The organism is Burkholderia sp. AU45388, assembly GCF_030481585.1.
Classification (GTDB): domain Bacteria; phylum Pseudomonadota; class Gammaproteobacteria; order Burkholderiales; family Burkholderiaceae; genus Burkholderia; species Burkholderia sola.
In genome coordinates this window covers 181,754-196,694 of sequence record NZ_JAUJPV010000002.1, presented here as the reverse complement: position 1 = coordinate 196,694, position 14,941 = coordinate 181,754, and the positions used below count along the sequence as shown (strand labels likewise).

14 protein-coding genes are annotated in these 14,941 nt (G+C 67.8%); 10 read left to right on the top strand and 4 right to left on the bottom strand.

What is annotated here, in order from left to right:
* Nucleotides 1-26: 26 nt before the first annotated feature.
* Nucleotides 27-3,860, top strand: a complete 3,834-nt coding sequence (locus QZM72_RS04770; RefSeq protein ID WP_301737353.1) for a DUF748 domain-containing protein — start codon at nt 27-29, stop codon at nt 3,858-3,860.
* Nucleotides 3,861-3,920: 60 nt separating this feature from the next.
* On the opposite strand, the gene QZM72_RS04765 is transcribed toward QZM72_RS04770, so the two are convergent.
* A complete protein-coding gene (locus QZM72_RS04765) occupies nt 3,921-4,142 on the bottom strand; it encodes a hypothetical protein (protein WP_089470787.1) in 222 nt (73 codons plus the stop codon).
* Nucleotides 4,143-4,393: 251 nt separating this feature from the next.
* Between QZM72_RS04765 and QZM72_RS04760 the strand changes: the two genes are divergently transcribed.
* A complete protein-coding gene (locus QZM72_RS04760; protein ID WP_089470786.1) occupies nt 4,394-6,052 on the top strand; it encodes an alkaline phosphatase family protein in 1,659 nt (552 codons plus the stop codon).
* A 100-nt stretch (nt 6,053-6,152) separates the two neighbouring features.
* On the opposite strand, the gene QZM72_RS04755 is transcribed toward QZM72_RS04760, so the two are convergent.
* Nucleotides 6,153-7,049: a LysR substrate-binding domain-containing protein gene (locus QZM72_RS04755; protein WP_301737352.1), complete on the bottom strand. Its 897-nt coding sequence runs from the start codon at nt 7,047-7,049 to the stop codon at nt 6,153-6,155.
* A 160-nt stretch (nt 7,050-7,209) separates the two neighbouring features.
* Between QZM72_RS04755 and QZM72_RS04750 the strand changes: the two genes are divergently transcribed.
* From QZM72_RS04750 to QZM72_RS04715, 8 genes are all read left to right on the top strand, one after another.
* Nucleotides 7,210-8,061, top strand: coding sequence for an ABC transporter permease (locus tag QZM72_RS04750; RefSeq protein ID WP_301737351.1), 852 nt, complete (start codon nt 7,210-7,212; stop codon nt 8,059-8,061).
* Nucleotides 8,062-8,068: 7 nt separating this feature from the next.
* The gene (locus tag QZM72_RS04745) at nt 8,069-9,112 is read left to right on the top strand and encodes an ABC transporter ATP-binding protein (protein ID WP_301737350.1); all 1,044 of its coding nucleotides are present in this window, start codon (nt 8,069-8,071) and stop codon (nt 9,110-9,112) included.
* A 26-nt stretch (nt 9,113-9,138) separates the two neighbouring features.
* Nucleotides 9,139-10,227 carry an extracellular solute-binding protein gene (locus QZM72_RS04740; protein ID WP_301737349.1) on the top strand — a complete coding sequence of 363 codons (1,089 nt, stop codon included), beginning with the start codon at nt 9,139-9,141 and terminating at the stop codon, nt 10,225-10,227.
* A gap of 10 nt (nt 10,228-10,237) precedes the next feature.
* Nucleotides 10,238-11,068 (top strand): ABC transporter permease, encoded by an 831-nt coding sequence (locus QZM72_RS04735; RefSeq protein ID WP_301737348.1) that lies wholly within the window; start codon nt 10,238-10,240, stop codon nt 11,066-11,068.
* A gap of 76 nt (nt 11,069-11,144) precedes the next feature.
* Nucleotides 11,145-11,600, top strand: coding sequence for a TIGR00725 family protein (locus tag QZM72_RS04730; protein ID WP_301737710.1), 456 nt, complete (start codon nt 11,145-11,147; stop codon nt 11,598-11,600).
* 119 nt (nt 11,601-11,719) lie between these two features.
* Nucleotides 11,720-11,914, top strand: coding sequence for a YqaE/Pmp3 family membrane protein (locus tag QZM72_RS04725; protein WP_006480346.1), 195 nt, complete (start codon nt 11,720-11,722; stop codon nt 11,912-11,914).
* Between the two features lie 119 nt (nt 11,915-12,033).
* Complete coding sequence (locus tag QZM72_RS04720) at nt 12,034-13,350, top strand: type II toxin-antitoxin system HipA family toxin (protein ID WP_301737347.1); 1,317 nt, start codon at nt 12,034-12,036, stop codon at nt 13,348-13,350.
* A 14-nt stretch (nt 13,351-13,364) separates the two neighbouring features.
* The gene (locus QZM72_RS04715) at nt 13,365-13,649 is read left to right on the top strand and encodes a helix-turn-helix domain-containing protein (RefSeq protein WP_301737346.1); all 285 of its coding nucleotides are present in this window, start codon (nt 13,365-13,367) and stop codon (nt 13,647-13,649) included.
* Between the two features lie 123 nt (nt 13,650-13,772).
* Here the strand turns inward: QZM72_RS04715 and QZM72_RS04710 are convergent, their stop codons facing one another.
* On the bottom strand, nt 13,773-13,952 hold the full coding sequence (locus QZM72_RS04710; RefSeq protein WP_050012191.1) for a hypothetical protein: 180 nt from the start codon (nt 13,950-13,952) through the stop codon (nt 13,773-13,775).
* Nucleotides 13,924-14,931, bottom strand: a complete 1,008-nt coding sequence (cydB, locus tag QZM72_RS04705) for a cytochrome d ubiquinol oxidase subunit II (RefSeq protein WP_089470780.1) — start codon at nt 14,929-14,931, stop codon at nt 13,924-13,926. Before cydB ends, QZM72_RS04710 begins: the two co-directional genes overlap by 29 nt.
* Between the last annotated feature and the right edge of the window lie 10 nt (nt 14,932-14,941).

The window sequence follows — 14,941 nt, the reverse complement described above, 5'->3', positions numbered from 1 at the left end:
GGCATCCATTCCCGAGACATTCAAGCATGGCAAGCGCAGACAAAGAAACCCTACCCTCGACCCTCCATGCCCTCGGTGGCGTTGCACGCTCGCGCCGGACCCGGCGTATCGGCATCGGCCTGTTGATCTTCGTCGTTTTGTTCGGACTGCTCGGCTTCTTCGCGGCGCCGCCGCTGATCCGCCATGTCGCCGAACAGGAGTTGAGCAAGCAGCTCGACCGGCCGGCCACGATCCGGCGCATCGCACTGAACCCGTACACGCTGAACCTCGAAGCCGACGGCATCCACCTCGGCGAGCGCGGCGGCCAGGGCGACTTCATCGACATCGGCAAGCTCGTCGTGCGGCCGTCGTGGTCGTCGCTGTTTCGCGGCGCGCCGATCGTCAACGAAATCCGGCTCGATTCGCCGCGTTTTCACGTCGTCCGCTACGACGCACAGCGCTTCAACTTCACCGACCTGATCGAGAAGTTCTCGTCGCCGTCGCCGACACCCGACAGCAAGCCGACGCAGTTCTCGGTGTCGAACATCCAGATCAACGACGGCCGGATCGATTTCGACGATCGCCTGCTGAACGAAAAGCACGTGGTCGACAACTGGACGCTCGGCATTCCGTACATCGCGACGCTGGCCTCGAAAACCGACATCTTCGTCGAACCGAAGCTGCGCGCGCGCTTCGACGGCAGCCCGATCTCGATCGACGGCAAGACCAAGCCGTTCGCGCAGTCGCGCGAATCGGAGATCGCGCTGAAGTTCGACCGCCTCGACGTGCCGAAGCTGATCTCGTACGTGCCGGCGAAACTGCCGGTGGCCGTGACGAGCGGCTTGCTCAGCAGCAACCTCACGGTCAATTTCGTGATGAGCGGCGAGACGCCCGCGCTGCGCGTGTCGGGCACCGTCGACCTGAACGACGCGAAGGTGACCGACCGCGCGTCGGGGCCGCTGTTCGCCGCGCGCGGCGTGCACGTCGCGGCGGCCGGGCTGGAACCGCTGCGCAATGCGATGCACTTCGACGAGATCCGGCTCGACCAGCCGGTGGTCGACCTGTCGCGCGACAAGCAGGGCGTGTTGAACGTCGAGAAGCTCGTCGCGCAACCGGCCGCCGCACCGAAGGCCGAAGCCGGCAAGACGGCCGCGCCGGCCGTCGCCGTTTCCGGTGCGTCCGCGGCTTCCGGCGCGACCGTCGCCGCGGCCAGCGGCGCCAGCGGCGCGAAGGCCGAAGGCGCCGCCTCGAAGGAAACGCCGCCGCTCGATCTGACGATCCGTCACGTCGCGATCGACGGCGGCACGATCAACGTCGACGACCGCGTGCCGGCGACGCCGACCGCACTGTCGCTGACGAAGCTCGCCGCGACGCTCGACGGCTTCACGCTGCAGGGCAAGACGCCGGCGAAATACACGCTGTCGACGTCGCTGTCGCGCGGCGGCGACTTGAAGGCCGAAGGCGCATTCAATCTCGCCGCGAAGCAGGCCGACACGAAGCTGACGGTCGCCGCGCTCGCGCTGCCGGCGCTGCAGCCGTACCTCGGCGAGGCGACGCGTGCGCGCGTGCTCGACGGCACGCTCGGCGCGACCGTCAACGCGAAGACCGACTGGGGCAAGACGCCGCTCGCCGCGGAAGTCGCGGACAGCACGGTCAGCCTGAAATCGCTGAAGATCGCCGCGCCGGACAACAAGGCGCCGGCGATCGTGCTGCCCGACGCGAACGCGAAGATCGCGAAGGTCGACGTCGCCGCGCGCACCGCGGAAATCTCGAGCGTCGACGCGAGCGGCCTTGCGCTCGACGTGAAGCGCCTGAAGGACGGCAAGATCGACCTCGCGGCGCTGGGCGAACCCGCGCAGGCGGCGGTGCCGCCGCGCACGGTCGCGCGCAAGGCGCAGGCCGCCGCGCCGTCGTGGCACTACCGGATCGACGCGCTGAACGTGAAGGATGCGTCCGCGAACTTCACCGACCTGTCGACGCCGCGCCCGGTGAAGCTGGCGATCAAGCCGCTGGAGCTGTCGGTGCAGAAGGTGAGCGACGACCTGACGAAGCCGCTGCCCGTGCAACTGAAGGCGACGCTGAATCGCAAGGGTTCGCTGAACGTGACGGGCGACGTGACCGCGCAGCCGCTGAAGCTCGGCCTGAAGATCAACGGCAACCGCGTCGACGCGGCCGCGTTCGAACCGTATTTCGGCAGCGCGCTGAACGCGACGATCGCGAGCGCGCTGCTCAACGCGCAGGGCAACCTGACGTTCGCGCAAGTGAAGGACAAGCCGCGCGCGACCTATCGCGGCGACGTCGCGCTGGTCGACGTGCGGATGCTCGACAAGGCGACGTCCGACCCGTTCGCCGGCTGGCGCTCGCTCGCGCTGTCGAACCTGAAGGCGAACTACGACGAGAAGGGCACCGACGTCGACGCCGCGCGCGTGACGTTCTCGAACTTCTACGGCCGCGTGCTGCTCGACGCGCAGGGTCGGCTGAACCTGAAGGACGTGGTCGCGAAGGAGACGGGCCCCGCGCAGTCGCTCACCCGCGACGCGAGCAAGGGCGAGCCGGTGCCGCTGTCGCCGGGCGTGACGCCGCCGGCCGCCGCGCGGGCCGCATCGGCCGCGGCCGCGCAGCAGGCGTCCGTGCCGGCCGCCGCGTCGGCGACGGTGGTCGTGAAGGCCGCGCCGCAGCCGCAGAACCCGGTGCGGATGCATTTCGGCGAACTGCTGCTGCAGAACGGCCGCGTCACGTACACGGACAACTTCATCAAGCCGAACTACACGGCGAACCTCGTCGCGATCAAGGGCACGGTCGGTGCGTTCGGCACGGATTCGACGACGTCCGCGCCGGTCGACGTCGCGGCGAACCTCGCAGGCAACGGGCCGATCACGATCAAGGGCTCGGTGAACCCGCTGATCGAGAAGCCGGCGCTCGACCTGACGGCCACCGCGCACGACATCGAGCTGACCAACCTGACGCCGTATTCGGCGAAGTACGCGGGCTATCCGATCACGAAGGGCAAGCTCAACGTCGACCTGCACTACCAGCTCGCGAACGACCAGCTGTCGGCGAACAACCACATCTTCATCGATCAACTGACGTTCGGCGATCACGTCGAGAACGACACGGCGACGAAGCTGCCGGTGAAGCTCGCGATCTCGCTGCTGAAGAACACGCGCGGCCAGATCGACGTGAACCTGCCGGTGTCGGGGTCGCTGTCGAATCCGGAATTCAGCATCGGCGGGCTGATCTGGCACGCGGTGCTGAACCTGATCGCGAAGGCCGTCACGTCGCCGTTCACGCTGCTCGCGAATGCGTTCGGCGGCAGCGGCGGCGAGGATCTCGGCTACGTCGAGTTCGCGCCGGGCTCGTACCAGTTGACCGACGCGCAGCAGAAGAAACTCGATACCGTCGTGAAGATGCTGACCGAGAAGCCGTCGATCCGCCTCGACCTGATCGGCCGTGTCGATCCGGCGCAGGACACGCCGGGGCTGCGCGACGCGTACGTCGAGCGGCTGGTGCGCCAGCAGAAGCTGAAGGACGTGATCGGCCAGGGCGAGAGCGTCGATCCGATGTCGGTGAAGGTCGACAAGGCCGAATACTCGAAATACCTGACGCGTGCGTACAAGGCCGCCGATTTCAAGAAGCCGCGCAACCTGGTCGGCCTGCAGAAGACGCTGCCCGATGCGGACATGAAGCAGGCGCTCGCCGATCACGCACCGGCCGACGACAACGCGCTGCGGGCGCTCGCGCAGCAGCGCGCGCAGGCGGTGCGCCAGTATCTCGACGGCAAGATCGACTCGAGCCGCATGTTCGTCGTCGCGCCGAAGCTCGACGCGAAGGGCATCTCGGACAAGGGCGCGACGACCCGCGTCGACTTCGGGCTGCAGTAAGCGTTACCGCTATCCGTCATTCGCCGCCGCGCCCGCACCCGCCGGGCGCGGCGGCTTTTTTCAGCGGCCGGCGATCGCCGGTTCGCGCTTGTCCAGCTCCTTCCTCGCGGCCAGCGGCAGACGCGCGTCGTCCCACTGCGCCAGCCATTCGACTTCCTTCGTGGTGAACACCGGTCCGTGGTTGCGCAACGCATACTGCAGCGCGTCGACGACGTGATGGCGAATGATTTCGGGGGTACGTGCATCGTCCAGCACGAACCGGAGGGCTTCCAGGGTCGACATACTCGTGCTCCGGGTCAGGGAAAACCCTTTATGCCACGCCAATAGTCGCGGGCCAACCCGAAAAAAAATCCGGCCGCACGGGCTGGCGCACGCGACGGCCGCGCATCGCGACCGCTTCGCGTCATTTGCGATTGGTTACGTTTGACAGAGAACAGAAAGCCCCGCTTCATCCGGCCGCCGCACGACCCGGCGATATTTTGCGCGCCTGACGGCAAGTCACGAAGTTCAACATCAATCGGTGAGGTGGGGTGATGATTTCCAGGTTCATCAAGCAACGGAAAACGGCGGCGATGGTCGCGGCTGCGCTGGCGCTCGCCGGCGCGGGCGTGCACGCGGCGCAACCGGACGACAGCGGCCGCGCGAGCCGGGTCGTGAAGCACGTGCTGCTGCTCAGCATCGACGGCCTGCACGAACAGGATCTCGCGCGCTGCATCGGCGCGAATACGTGCCCGAACCTCGCGGTGCTCGCGAAGAGCGGCGTGACGTACGCGAATGCGTATACGCCGGGGCTGTCGGATTCGTTCCCGGGCCTTGCGGCACTGGTGACGGGCGGCTCGCCGAAGACGGCCGGCCTGTTCTACGACGTGTCGTACGACCGCAACCTGTACGCGCCGAGCGACACGACGTGTTCGGGCAAGCAGGGCTGGAACGTCGTGTTCGACGAGACGACCGGCATCGATGCGTTCAACGGCGGCAAGCTCGTGCACCTCGACGGCGGCGGCGCGTTCAATCCGCAGGCGATACCGCATGCGAAGGTCAACGGGCAGTGCGTGCCGGTCTACCCGCACAACTACGTGAAGACCAACACGGTGTTCGAGGCCGTGAAGGCCGGCGTGCCGAATGCGCACACCGCGTGGGCCGACAAGCACGCGTGGGGCTACGACTGGCTGAACGGCCCGTCGGGCACCGGCGTCGACGACCTGATGCGCACCGAGATCAACTCGATCGACCCGGCGACCAACACCGACTATACGGACGTCTACTCGCACACCGCGCGCTTCGACAACCTGCACGTGCAGGCGCTGATCAACCAGATCGGCGGCCGCGATTCGACCGGCACGAAGGCCGCGCCGGTGCCGACGCTGTTCGGCGCGAACTTCCAGACGCTGAGCGTCGCGCAGAAGGCGCCGGTCGCGAAGGGCGGCGGCTATCTCGATGCCGACTTCACGCCGAACGGGCAGGTCGCGAACGCGATCACGTACGTCGACGACGCGATCGGCCATGTCGTCGCGGCGCTGAAGCAGGCGAACCTGTATACGTCGACGGCGGTGATCGTCACGTCGAAGCACGGCCAGTCGCCGAGCGATCACACGAAGCTCGTGAAGAACGGCGACACGCTGACGAAGCTGCTCGAAGCGAACGACTTCCTCGACCCGAACGGCAACTTCGGCCAGAACAACACGACGACGGGCAACCTGAACGACGGTTCGGGCCTGGTCGGCACGGGCTTCGTGCAGACCGACGACGTCGGCCTGGTCTGGCTGCGCGACCGCGGCCAGCGCACGGCCGTCGTGCAGGCGCTGAAGGCGAATCTCGGCTGCAACGCGCCGGGGATCTGCGCGGACGGCCCGCAGGCATACGTGCTGTACGGCGCGGCGCTGGCCGACCGTTTCGGCGATCCGGCCAACGGCCGCACGCCGGACATCGTCGTCCAGCCGAATCCGGGCGTGATCTACACGTCGAGCACGAAGAAGGACGAGGAGCACGGCGGCAACGCGCCGGACGACAGCCATCTCGGCCTGCTGGTGTCGTATCCGGGCATTCATCGTGCGCGCACGGTGAGCGATCTCGTCGGCACGAAGCAGGTCGCGCCGACGATCCTGGCGCTGCTCGGCGCGGATCCGCGCCTGCTGCATGCGGTCGTGGCCGAGAACACGCGCGTGCTGCCGGGGCTCGGTATCGGGCGTTGACGTTGCAGGCCGGAGGCCGCCGTCGGGCGGCGTCCGGCAACGGGCGCGCGCTGTCGTGCGGCGGTGCGCGTCGGCGCGGCCCGTACGACGCTGCGCCGCCCTACGGACGCCCGGCTTCGTCCAGCATCCATTCCTTGAAACGCCGCAACGCCTCGCTCGTGTCGAGGCGCTCCGGCGCGTAGCACAGATAGTGCCCCTGCGCGTCGACGTCGACGGGCGCGTCGAACGGCTCGATCAGCGTGCCCGCCGCCAGATTGTCGAGAATCAGGAAGCGCGGCACGAGCGCGATCCCGAGCCCGGCCTGGGCCGCCTGGATCAGCACCGAATACTGCTCGAAGCGCGGCCCGGCCAGCGCGTTCATCTGCGACGCGCGATGACGTTCCGCCCATGCGGACCACGCGATCTCCGCCTGCTCGTGCACGAGGCGCGGCGCCGCCGCCGCGTCGGCGGGCACGCGCAGCGCATGCCGGTCGACGAATTCGCGCGAGCAGACCGGCACGAAGGTCCGCCCGCCCAGATAGTCGCTTCGCACGCCCTCCCATCCACCGTCGCCGTAGCGGATCGCCGCGTCCAGCCCGAACGGAAACACGTCGCCGGGCGCGAGATGGCGGCGAAAGCTCAGCGTGACCCCCGGCGCGGCGGCGAGAAAGCGCGTGAGCCTCGGCAACAGCCACTTCGTCGTGAACGTCGGCACGCTCGCGATCGTCAGCAGGTCGCCGTTCTCGCGGGCGCTTAGCAGCTCGATCGACGCGTTGCCGATTTCGCGCAGCGGCCCGACGACGCGCGCGTGATAGACCTGACCGGCACGGGTGAGCGCGAGGCCGCGCCCCTCGCGCACGAACAGCTTCACGCCGAACAGCGCCTCGAGGTTCGCGATCTGCCGGCTGACCGCGCTCGGCGTCAGGCCCAGTTCGCGGGCCGCGTAGGAGAAGTTCAGGTACTTCGCGGACGTGGCGAACGCATGCAGCTCCGCCACGTTCGGATACAGGTGCTTCATCGCGAGCTGTTCCGTCCTTGCATAGATCGATGCGCGCTTTTTACGTTTTTTTCATGACGATGCCATGTCGAAACCGCACACTGCGCCGGCTTCGACAACGCATGCGGGCCCGTCCGGCGGGCGTTGCGCGAGGTTTTTTCGATCGTCCGCGAGTGTCTTCATGTCTTCGTCAACCACCCCGGCCATCGCCGACGGTATTCCGATTCGTCGTAACAAACCGGCCCGGCCGCCCGTCGGGCGCCTGCTGCTGCAGGCGCTGCTCGCGGTGTTCGGCCTCTACCTGCTGTTGCCGATCGCATTGCTGCTGATCGGCGCGGTGGGCGAATCGTGGACGAACACGTTGCTGCCCGCCGGCGTCACCGGGCACTGGTTCGCCGATCTGGCCGCGAACCGGAGCTTCACGCGCGCGTTCGGCGTGAGCTTCATCGTGGCGCTGGCGTGCTGCGCGCTCAACGCGGTGATCGGCCTGCCGCTCGCGTATGCGCTGCATCATCGCGCGCAGGCAGGCGGCGGGTTCGCGACGCGCATCGTGATGCTGATGCCGGTCGCCGTGCCGGCGCTGACGCTCGGCTTCGGCTACATCGCGATCTTCAGCGGCGACACGTTGCCGTGGCTCGGCACGTTGCCGCTGATGATCGCGGCGCACGCGGTGCTGACGCTGCCGTATCTGTTGCAGACGCTGCTCGGCGACCTGCGCCACCTCGGCCTCGCGCGGCTCGAGGCCTGCGCGGCGACGCTCGGTGCGACGCCGCTGCGCCAGTTCGTCACGATCGTGCTGCCGAACCTGCGCCACAGCCTGTTTTCCGGCCTCGTGATGGTGGCCGCGCTGTCGATCGGCGAATTCCAGATTTCGAACCTGATCGCCGGCTTTCGCTACCGGAACTATCCGATCGTGTTGCTGCAGGCGTTCTACGGCGCGACGGGGATGGCGTGCGCGGCCACGGTCGTGCTGCTCGTGCTCGCCGTGCTCGCGACGCTCGTGTCCGTCGGCACCGTGCAACGTCTGAAGTGAGTCATCCATGAGCCTCGAATTCGAACACGTCAGTTTCCAGTATCCGGGCGCCCGTCATGGCGTCGACGACGTCACGCTGTCGGCCGCGCAGGGCGAACTGCTCGCGGTGATGGGCCGCAGCGGGTCCGGCAAATCCACGCTGCTGCGGCTCGCGGCCGGGCTGCTCGACGGCTGGCGCGGCCGCATCGCGATCGGCGGCGACGACGTGGCCGGCGTGCCCGTGTGGCGGCGCGAAGTGGGGATGGTGTTCCAGCACTACGCGCTGTTCCCGAACCTGTCGGTCGTCGACAACGTCGCGTACGGGCTGCGGATGCGCGGCGTCGCGGCCGACGTGCGGCGCCGGCGCGCGCTGGACATGCTCGAGCGGGTCGGGTTGTCGTCGCATGCGACGCGCGGCATCGCGATGCTGTCCGGCGGACAGCAGCAGCGCGTCGCGCTCGCGCGGGCGCTCGTGATCGAACCGAAGCTGCTGCTGCTCGACGAGCCGCTGGCGGCGCTCGATGCCGGCATCCGTCATCAGTTGCGCGACGAGATCCGCGCACTGCAGCGCGCCTGCGGCGCGACGACGCTGTTCGTCACGCACGACCAGGACGAAGCGCTGAGCATGGCCGACCGCGTCGCGATCGTCGACGGCGGCCGCGTGCTTCAGGCCGGCACGCCGCGCGACCTGTACGAGCGCCCGGCGACCGCCGAGATCGCGCGCTTCGTCGGGCATTCGACATTGCTGCGCGGCCGCGTGCTCGCGCAGGGCACCGTCGACGTGCGTTTCGCGACGCTGCGCGCGGAAACGGGCGGGCACCGGCCGGGTGCGGAAATCGAGGTGCTGGTGCGCCCCGAACACGTGCAGGCCGATCCGCCCGAACACAGCGCCAACCGCATCGACGGCCGTCGCGGGGACGTGCGCTATTTCGGCGCGACGCAGCGCTACGACTTCATTCCGGACGGTTCGGCCGACGTGCTGCTGTGCGAAGGGCGCGAGCCCGCCGCGCGCAGCATCGCGATCGACCCTTGCCATCTGCTCGTGCTGCCGGCGTCGCCGGCCGCGCAATGACCTCTTTCGTTCAACGGAGATTCACGATGCTTGCAGGCTCCCTTTTTGTGAAGGCCATGCGCGCCCGCGTGCTGGCGCTGTGCGCGCTCGCGGCGCTTTCCAGCGCGGCGGCGCAGGCCGCGCCGCTGTATCCGGGCGAAGACGCGCTGTACGCGAAGGCGGCCGACGAAGGGCTCGTCGTGTCGTTCGATACCGGCCCCGAATGGGCGAACTGGAAGGCGCTGTTCGCCGAATTCCGCAAGCGCTACCCGAAGGTCGAGATCACGTACAACGACATCGGCTCGGCCGCGACCGTCGTCGCGCTCGACAAGTCGCGTCGCCGTCCGCAGGCCGATACCGCGTACTACTTCGCGGCGTCGGCGCTCGACGCCGCGGGCAAGGACGTCGTCGCGCCGTTCCGGCCGGTCAACTTCGACAAGCTGCCGGGCGTGTTCCGCGCGACCGACGCCCGCTGGTTCGCCGTGCATTCGCTGAACATCGCGTTCCTCGTCAACCGGAAGCTCGTCAAGAACGTACCGCAGCGCTGGTCGGACCTGCTGAAGCCCGAGTACCGCAACGCGGTGGTCTATCTCGACCCGCGCTCGACCGGGCAGGGCCAGGTCGCGGTGTTCGCGGCCGCGTATGCGAACGGCGGCAGCGTCGATAACCCGAAGCCGGGCGCCGACTTCTTCGGCAAGCTGAAGCAGGCCGGCAACGTACTGCGCGTGGAGGGTACGACGCCGTACGCGAAGTTCGTGAAGGGCGAGATTCCGATCCTGATCGGCTACGAGAACGACGGCCTCAAGGCGAAGTACGCGGACGGCATGGGGGACGCGGCCGACGTCGTGATTCCGCAGGACGGCAGCGTGTCGGCGCCGTATGCGATGAGTCTCGTGAAGAACGGCCCGAATCCGTCCGCCGCGCAGCTCTGGCTCAACCTCGTGATGAGCGACGTCGGGCAGGCGCTGTTCGCGCAAGGCTACGTGCGCCCGGCGGTGCCGGGCACGCCGGTCGCGGCGGACGTCGCGGCGAAGCTGCCGAACGCGCCGCAGGTGCGCCCGCTCGATGTCGCGAAGGCGGCGGCGCGCAAGGCCGAGGTCGACCAGCTGTGGTCGCAGGCCACGCTCGGCCAGTAAGGGGCGCGGGATGCTCGCTTCCTTATCCGAGCGCGGCGTGCTGCGCCGCTTCGGCGCGCTGCCCGCGGCGGTCTTGCTCGCGGTGTGCTTCGTGCTGCCGCTGGCCGCGCTGGTCGATGCGGCAGGCGCGGGCGGCGGCCGCGCGTTCGCGGCGGTGTGGCGCGATCCGCTCGTCGCCGATGCGATCGCGCGCTCGCTGGCGCTGGCGGTGGGCGCCGGCACGCTGTCGGTCGCCGTCGGCGTGCCGGTCGCGTTCGCGCTCGCCGGGCAGTCGCCGGCCCGTCGCCACTGGTCGCTCGCGCTGCTCGGCGTGCCGCTGGCGTTTTCGGGGCTGGTGATCGCGTACGGCTTCATCCTCGCATTCGGCCGCGCGGGCTTCGTGACCACGCTGCTGGCCGCGCTCGGCGCCGATCCGACCGTGGTCGGCGGCGCGATCTACACGATGCCGGGGCTCGCGGTCGCCTATGCGTACTACCTGATCCCGCGCGTCGCGCTGATGATCTACCCGACGCTCGCGAATCTCGACCGGCGGCCGCTCGAAGCGGCGCTGACGCTCGGCGCGCGGCCGTGGCGCGCGTGGCTCGACGTCGCGTGGCGCGAGCTGTGGCCGTCGGTCGCGTCCGCATGGTGCCTCGTGACGGCGATCGCGCTCGGTACTTACGGCACGGCGATTGCGCTGGCCGGCACGCAGATCAACATCCTGCCGCTGCTGATGTATCTGAAGCTGTCGGACGGGCAAACCGATTTTTCGCAGGCGGCCGCGCTGTCGATCGTGCTGACGGCCATCTGTACCTGCGTTCTTGCACTGGGGGAAGGCCTTGTTCGCCAACGACGTCATTGAATGCGCGTGGTCCGAACCGGCGCGCGACGCGCTCGCGCGACTCGCGCAACGGCAACGCGGCACGCACCGGCACCGGATGCCGGTCGGCGTGATCGGCCCGCGCGACGCGACGGATGAACAGATGCGGGTCGCGGAACGGATCGCGCACGCGGTGGCGGCGACGGGCGTCGCGCTCGTCGGCGGCGGCAAGCAGGGCGTGATGGAGGCCGCCGCGCGCGGTGCGCACGCGGCCGGCGGCTGCGCGATCGGGCTGTTGCCCGAGGAGGATGCCGCGCTGGCGAATCCGTATCTGAGCGTCGCGCTGCCGACCGGGCTCGGCATCACGCGCAATGCCTTGGTCGCACGTGCGTCGGTGTGCCTGATCGCGGTCGGCGGCGGCCTCGGCACGCTGTCGGAAATCGCGCTCGGGCTGCAGTGGGGCAAGCCGGTGTTCACGATTTGCGGGGCGCCGCAGGTGGCGGGGGTCGAGTGCTTCGACGAAGCGGACGCGCTCGTCCTGCGCGTCGCGCAGTGGCTGGCCGATTCGGCGTAGCGCAGGGTATCGGGGGAGGGGGCGCCCGGCGAACGTCGCGCCCGGGCTTGAAACGGGGCGCGCAACCCGCCATATTGGCCGGGTGTCACCCGTTCAACGACGTACCGAGAGGATCGTTCATGCGCCTGCTGCTCGCCCTGCTGCTCCCGTGGTTCCAGTTCTTCACGATCGGCCGCCCGATCGCCGGGATCATCTGTCTCCTTCTGCAACTCACGATCATCGGCTGGCTGCCGGCCGCGATCTGGTCGGTATATGCGCTGAGCCAGTACAAGACCGATCGGAAGATCGATGCGGCGTTGCGCGGGCGGGGGTGAGGCGCAATGAGGCCGGCAGATCCCTTTCCGGGTAGTTCGGCCCCGCAGTTTGCATTTCAGTAGAAATTTATATATTTTGTTCGTATCGAGAGATACAATTTGTATAGATTTTTGCCGAAATGACGAATTCCTGCACCATTCAGCTTCACGCCGCCGGTCACTGGCACGACATCGGCAGCGTCACCTTGTTCGGCGAGCCTGACGAAGGATGGCGCGCTCGCGCCTACTCGGGCTACGGCGTTGAATGGGTCGTCCGTCATCAGGCCGCGCGCGATGCGCATGCGACGTCGTGCACCTTTCCCGTCGAACTTGAGCCGCTGGCGACATCCCATTGGCCGGTCTTCCTGATCGATTTGTTGCCCCAGGGTTTCGGTCGCCAGGAACTGTTGCGCCGCCTCGATTTGCCGGAAACGGCCGAGGAGCGTGCCGATTGGCCATTACTGCTGGCGGGAGCCGGCAATTCGATCGGTAATCTGCGGATCAAGGAAGCCGCGCAGTGGCTTGCCGAGCGACAGGGGCCGCAGCAAGGTTTCACGGACGACGACGTCGCCATGCGCGGGGACGCATTCAGCGAATATCTCGCCGAACACGGATTCTTCGTTGCGGGCTCCTCGGGTGTGCAGGGTGAATGGCCGAAGCTATTGCTGACCCGTGCCGACGATGGGCTGCTCTATCTCGATCACACGCTGCCCGACGAGCGTGCGGTTGCCCACTACATCGTCAAGTTCGGGCGCGGCAGCAACGAGCGCCTTGCACAGATTCTGCGTCACGAAGCGCCCTACATGGCGTTGGCCCAGCGTCTCGGTCTGCGCGTGCATGCACCGCTGACGCTGCGTGAGCGGGCGCTGTTCATTCCACGGTTCGATCGCGCGCGAGTGGGTGACGGCGTTGTCCGGTTCGCCCAGGAAAGCATTGCTTCGTTGACGGGCAAAGCCGGCTTCGGCGTCGTGCCGAGTCACGACGAGGTATGCGCGCATCTCGTACGGCAATGTACCGATCCGCAGGCCGAGGTTGCGGAGTACTTGTGTCGCGACGTCGCCAATCTTGCGTTGGGCAATAAGGACAATCATGCGCGAAACACCGCGTTGCAACGCGATTTCCAAGGACGCATCGCGTTGACGCCGCTTTTCGACTTCGCGCCGATGTATCTGCATCCCGATGGCATTGCCCGACGCATGCACTGGGAGGGAAATGACGGTGGCCGGCCCGACTGGGCGAGAGTGCTTGACACGGTGGTCCGGTCGAGCGAATCCCGGGCGGGGAGCGAGCGACCCGTGCTCGATCGCGATGCATTGCGGACGCGGCTGCGTGCAATGGCACCGCGCCTACAGGAGATCGCCGATCAAGGAACGGATTGTGGGCTGGAGCCCGATGTGCATGCGTTTCTTAAACCGGGCCTGGAGCGGTTTGCGCGCGAACTGGATGCGCTGCGCTAAGCGGGGATGACACCATGGACAAACGCTATAACACGATGCCGCTTCCCGAGCAGCTCGCACTGCGGCGGCAAGCGGTCGAGGAGGTTCTTGCACATCCTGAATGGACGCTGCGCGAATCGGTGCGTCATTTAAAGAAGACGATGCGGTTGACGAGTGCCGAAGTGGCCAAGCTGGCCGGCGTGTCGACCAAGACAATTCAGGATATCGAGCAGGGTCGCAGCGACGGGACGGTACAGACGATGAATCGCATCTTCGGCATGCTGGGGCTTAAATTGGGTGTGGTGCGACAGAACCCGTAGCCGGGCGGGACGTGTCGTCCGCGGGTCCCCGGTTATTGCCGCGCTGGCTGCATCCGGCCGAAGCCGCGGCCCAACGACAAAACGGCCGCCCGGTCCATCGCTCGACCCGGGCGGCCGCTCCGCCTACTTCACCGCAAACAGCGTCAGGTTCATGAAGATCTTGAACGCATAGCCGAGCGTCACGGCGCCGATCACGCCGCCCGCCCACAGAACGACGAACCACATCCAGCCGCGCATCCGCGGCCGCGGCGCGCCGGGCTGACCGGCGGTGGAATCAGTGGTGGTAGTAATGCTGGTCTTCATGGCGCACCTTGCCTCGGAATACCCAATAACCCATCGTCGTATAGGCGATGATAATCGGGAGGATAACCGCTGCGCCGACCAGCGTGAAGGTCTGGCTCGAACGCGGCGCCGCCGCTTCCCAGATCGTCATCGTCTGCGGAATCGCATAGGGAAACAGCGTGACGAGCAGGCCGACGTAGCCGAGCAGCACCAGCGCCAGCGCCAGCACGAACGGCGTCATGTCATGCCGGTCGCGCACCGCGCGGCGCATCCACACCGCGCATGCGGCCACGAGGAACGGCACCGGCAGCAGGCGCCAGAACAGCCCCGAGTCGAACCAGCGCTGCGCGATGGCCCGATCCTGCAGCGGCGTCCACAGGCTGATCACCGCGATGAAGCCGAGCAGCACGACGGTCAGCGGCCACACGACGCGATGCAGGCGGCGTTGCAGGTCGCCTTCGGTCTTCGCGACGAGCCAGCAGCAACCGAGCAGCGCGTAGGTCACGATCAGGCCGAGGCCCGTCAGCAGGCTGAACGGCGTGAGCCAGTCGAACGCGCCGCCGGCGTACACGCCGTCCTTCACGTCGATGCCCTGCAGGAACGCGCCGAGCGCGATCCCCTGGAACAGCGTGGCGCCGGCCGAGCCGCCGATGAACGCGAGATCCCACAGCTGCTTCGTGCGCCGTGCCTTCGCGCGGATCTCGAACGACACGCCGCGGAAGATCAGGCACACCAGCATGAAGATCAGCGGCAGGTACAGCGCCGACAGCACGGTCGAATAGACGATCGGGAACACCGCGAACAGCCCGGCGCCGCCGAGCACGAGCCACGTCTCGTTGCCGTCCCACACGGGCGCGACCGTGTTCATCATCAGGTCGCGTTCCTTTTCGTCCGGGAAGAACGGGAAGACGATGCCGATGCCGAGGTCGAAGCCGTCGAGCACGACGTACATGAAGAGCCCCAATGCGATGATCGCGGCCCAGATTACGGTGACGTCCATAGGTTTTCTC

Coding starts and splice junctions, on each gene's coding strand:
- QZM72_RS04745 (WP_301737350.1), top strand. CDS start 8,069: ATGAGCCTCGAATTCGAACACGTCAGTTTCCAGTATCCGGGCGCCCGT.
- QZM72_RS04740 (WP_301737349.1), top strand. CDS start 9,139: ATGCTTGCAGGCTCCCTTTTTGTGAAGGCCATGCGCGCCCGCGTGCTG.
- QZM72_RS04765 (WP_089470787.1), bottom strand. CDS start 4,142: ATGTCGACCCTGGAAGCCCTCCGGTTCGTGCTGGACGATGCACGTACC.
- QZM72_RS04730 (WP_301737710.1), top strand. CDS start 11,145: ATGCCGGTCGGCGTGATCGGCCCGCGCGACGCGACGGATGAACAGATG.
- QZM72_RS04715 (WP_301737346.1), top strand. CDS start 13,365: ATGGACAAACGCTATAACACGATGCCGCTTCCCGAGCAGCTCGCACTG.
- QZM72_RS04735 (WP_301737348.1), top strand. CDS start 10,238: ATGCTCGCTTCCTTATCCGAGCGCGGCGTGCTGCGCCGCTTCGGCGCG.
- QZM72_RS04720 (WP_301737347.1), top strand. CDS start 12,034: ATGACGAATTCCTGCACCATTCAGCTTCACGCCGCCGGTCACTGGCAC.
- QZM72_RS04710 (WP_050012191.1), bottom strand. CDS start 13,952: ATGAAGACCAGCATTACTACCACCACTGATTCCACCGCCGGTCAGCCC.
- QZM72_RS04725 (WP_006480346.1), top strand. CDS start 11,720: ATGCGCCTGCTGCTCGCCCTGCTGCTCCCGTGGTTCCAGTTCTTCACG.
- QZM72_RS04770 (WP_301737353.1), top strand. CDS start 27: ATGGCAAGCGCAGACAAAGAAACCCTACCCTCGACCCTCCATGCCCTC.
- QZM72_RS04755 (WP_301737352.1), bottom strand. CDS start 7,049: ATGAAGCACCTGTATCCGAACGTGGCGGAGCTGCATGCGTTCGCCACG.
- QZM72_RS04760 (WP_089470786.1), top strand. CDS start 4,394: ATGATTTCCAGGTTCATCAAGCAACGGAAAACGGCGGCGATGGTCGCG.
- cydB (WP_089470780.1), bottom strand. CDS start 14,931: ATGGACGTCACCGTAATCTGGGCCGCGATCATCGCATTGGGGCTCTTC.
- QZM72_RS04750 (WP_301737351.1), top strand. CDS start 7,210: ATGTCTTCGTCAACCACCCCGGCCATCGCCGACGGTATTCCGATTCGT.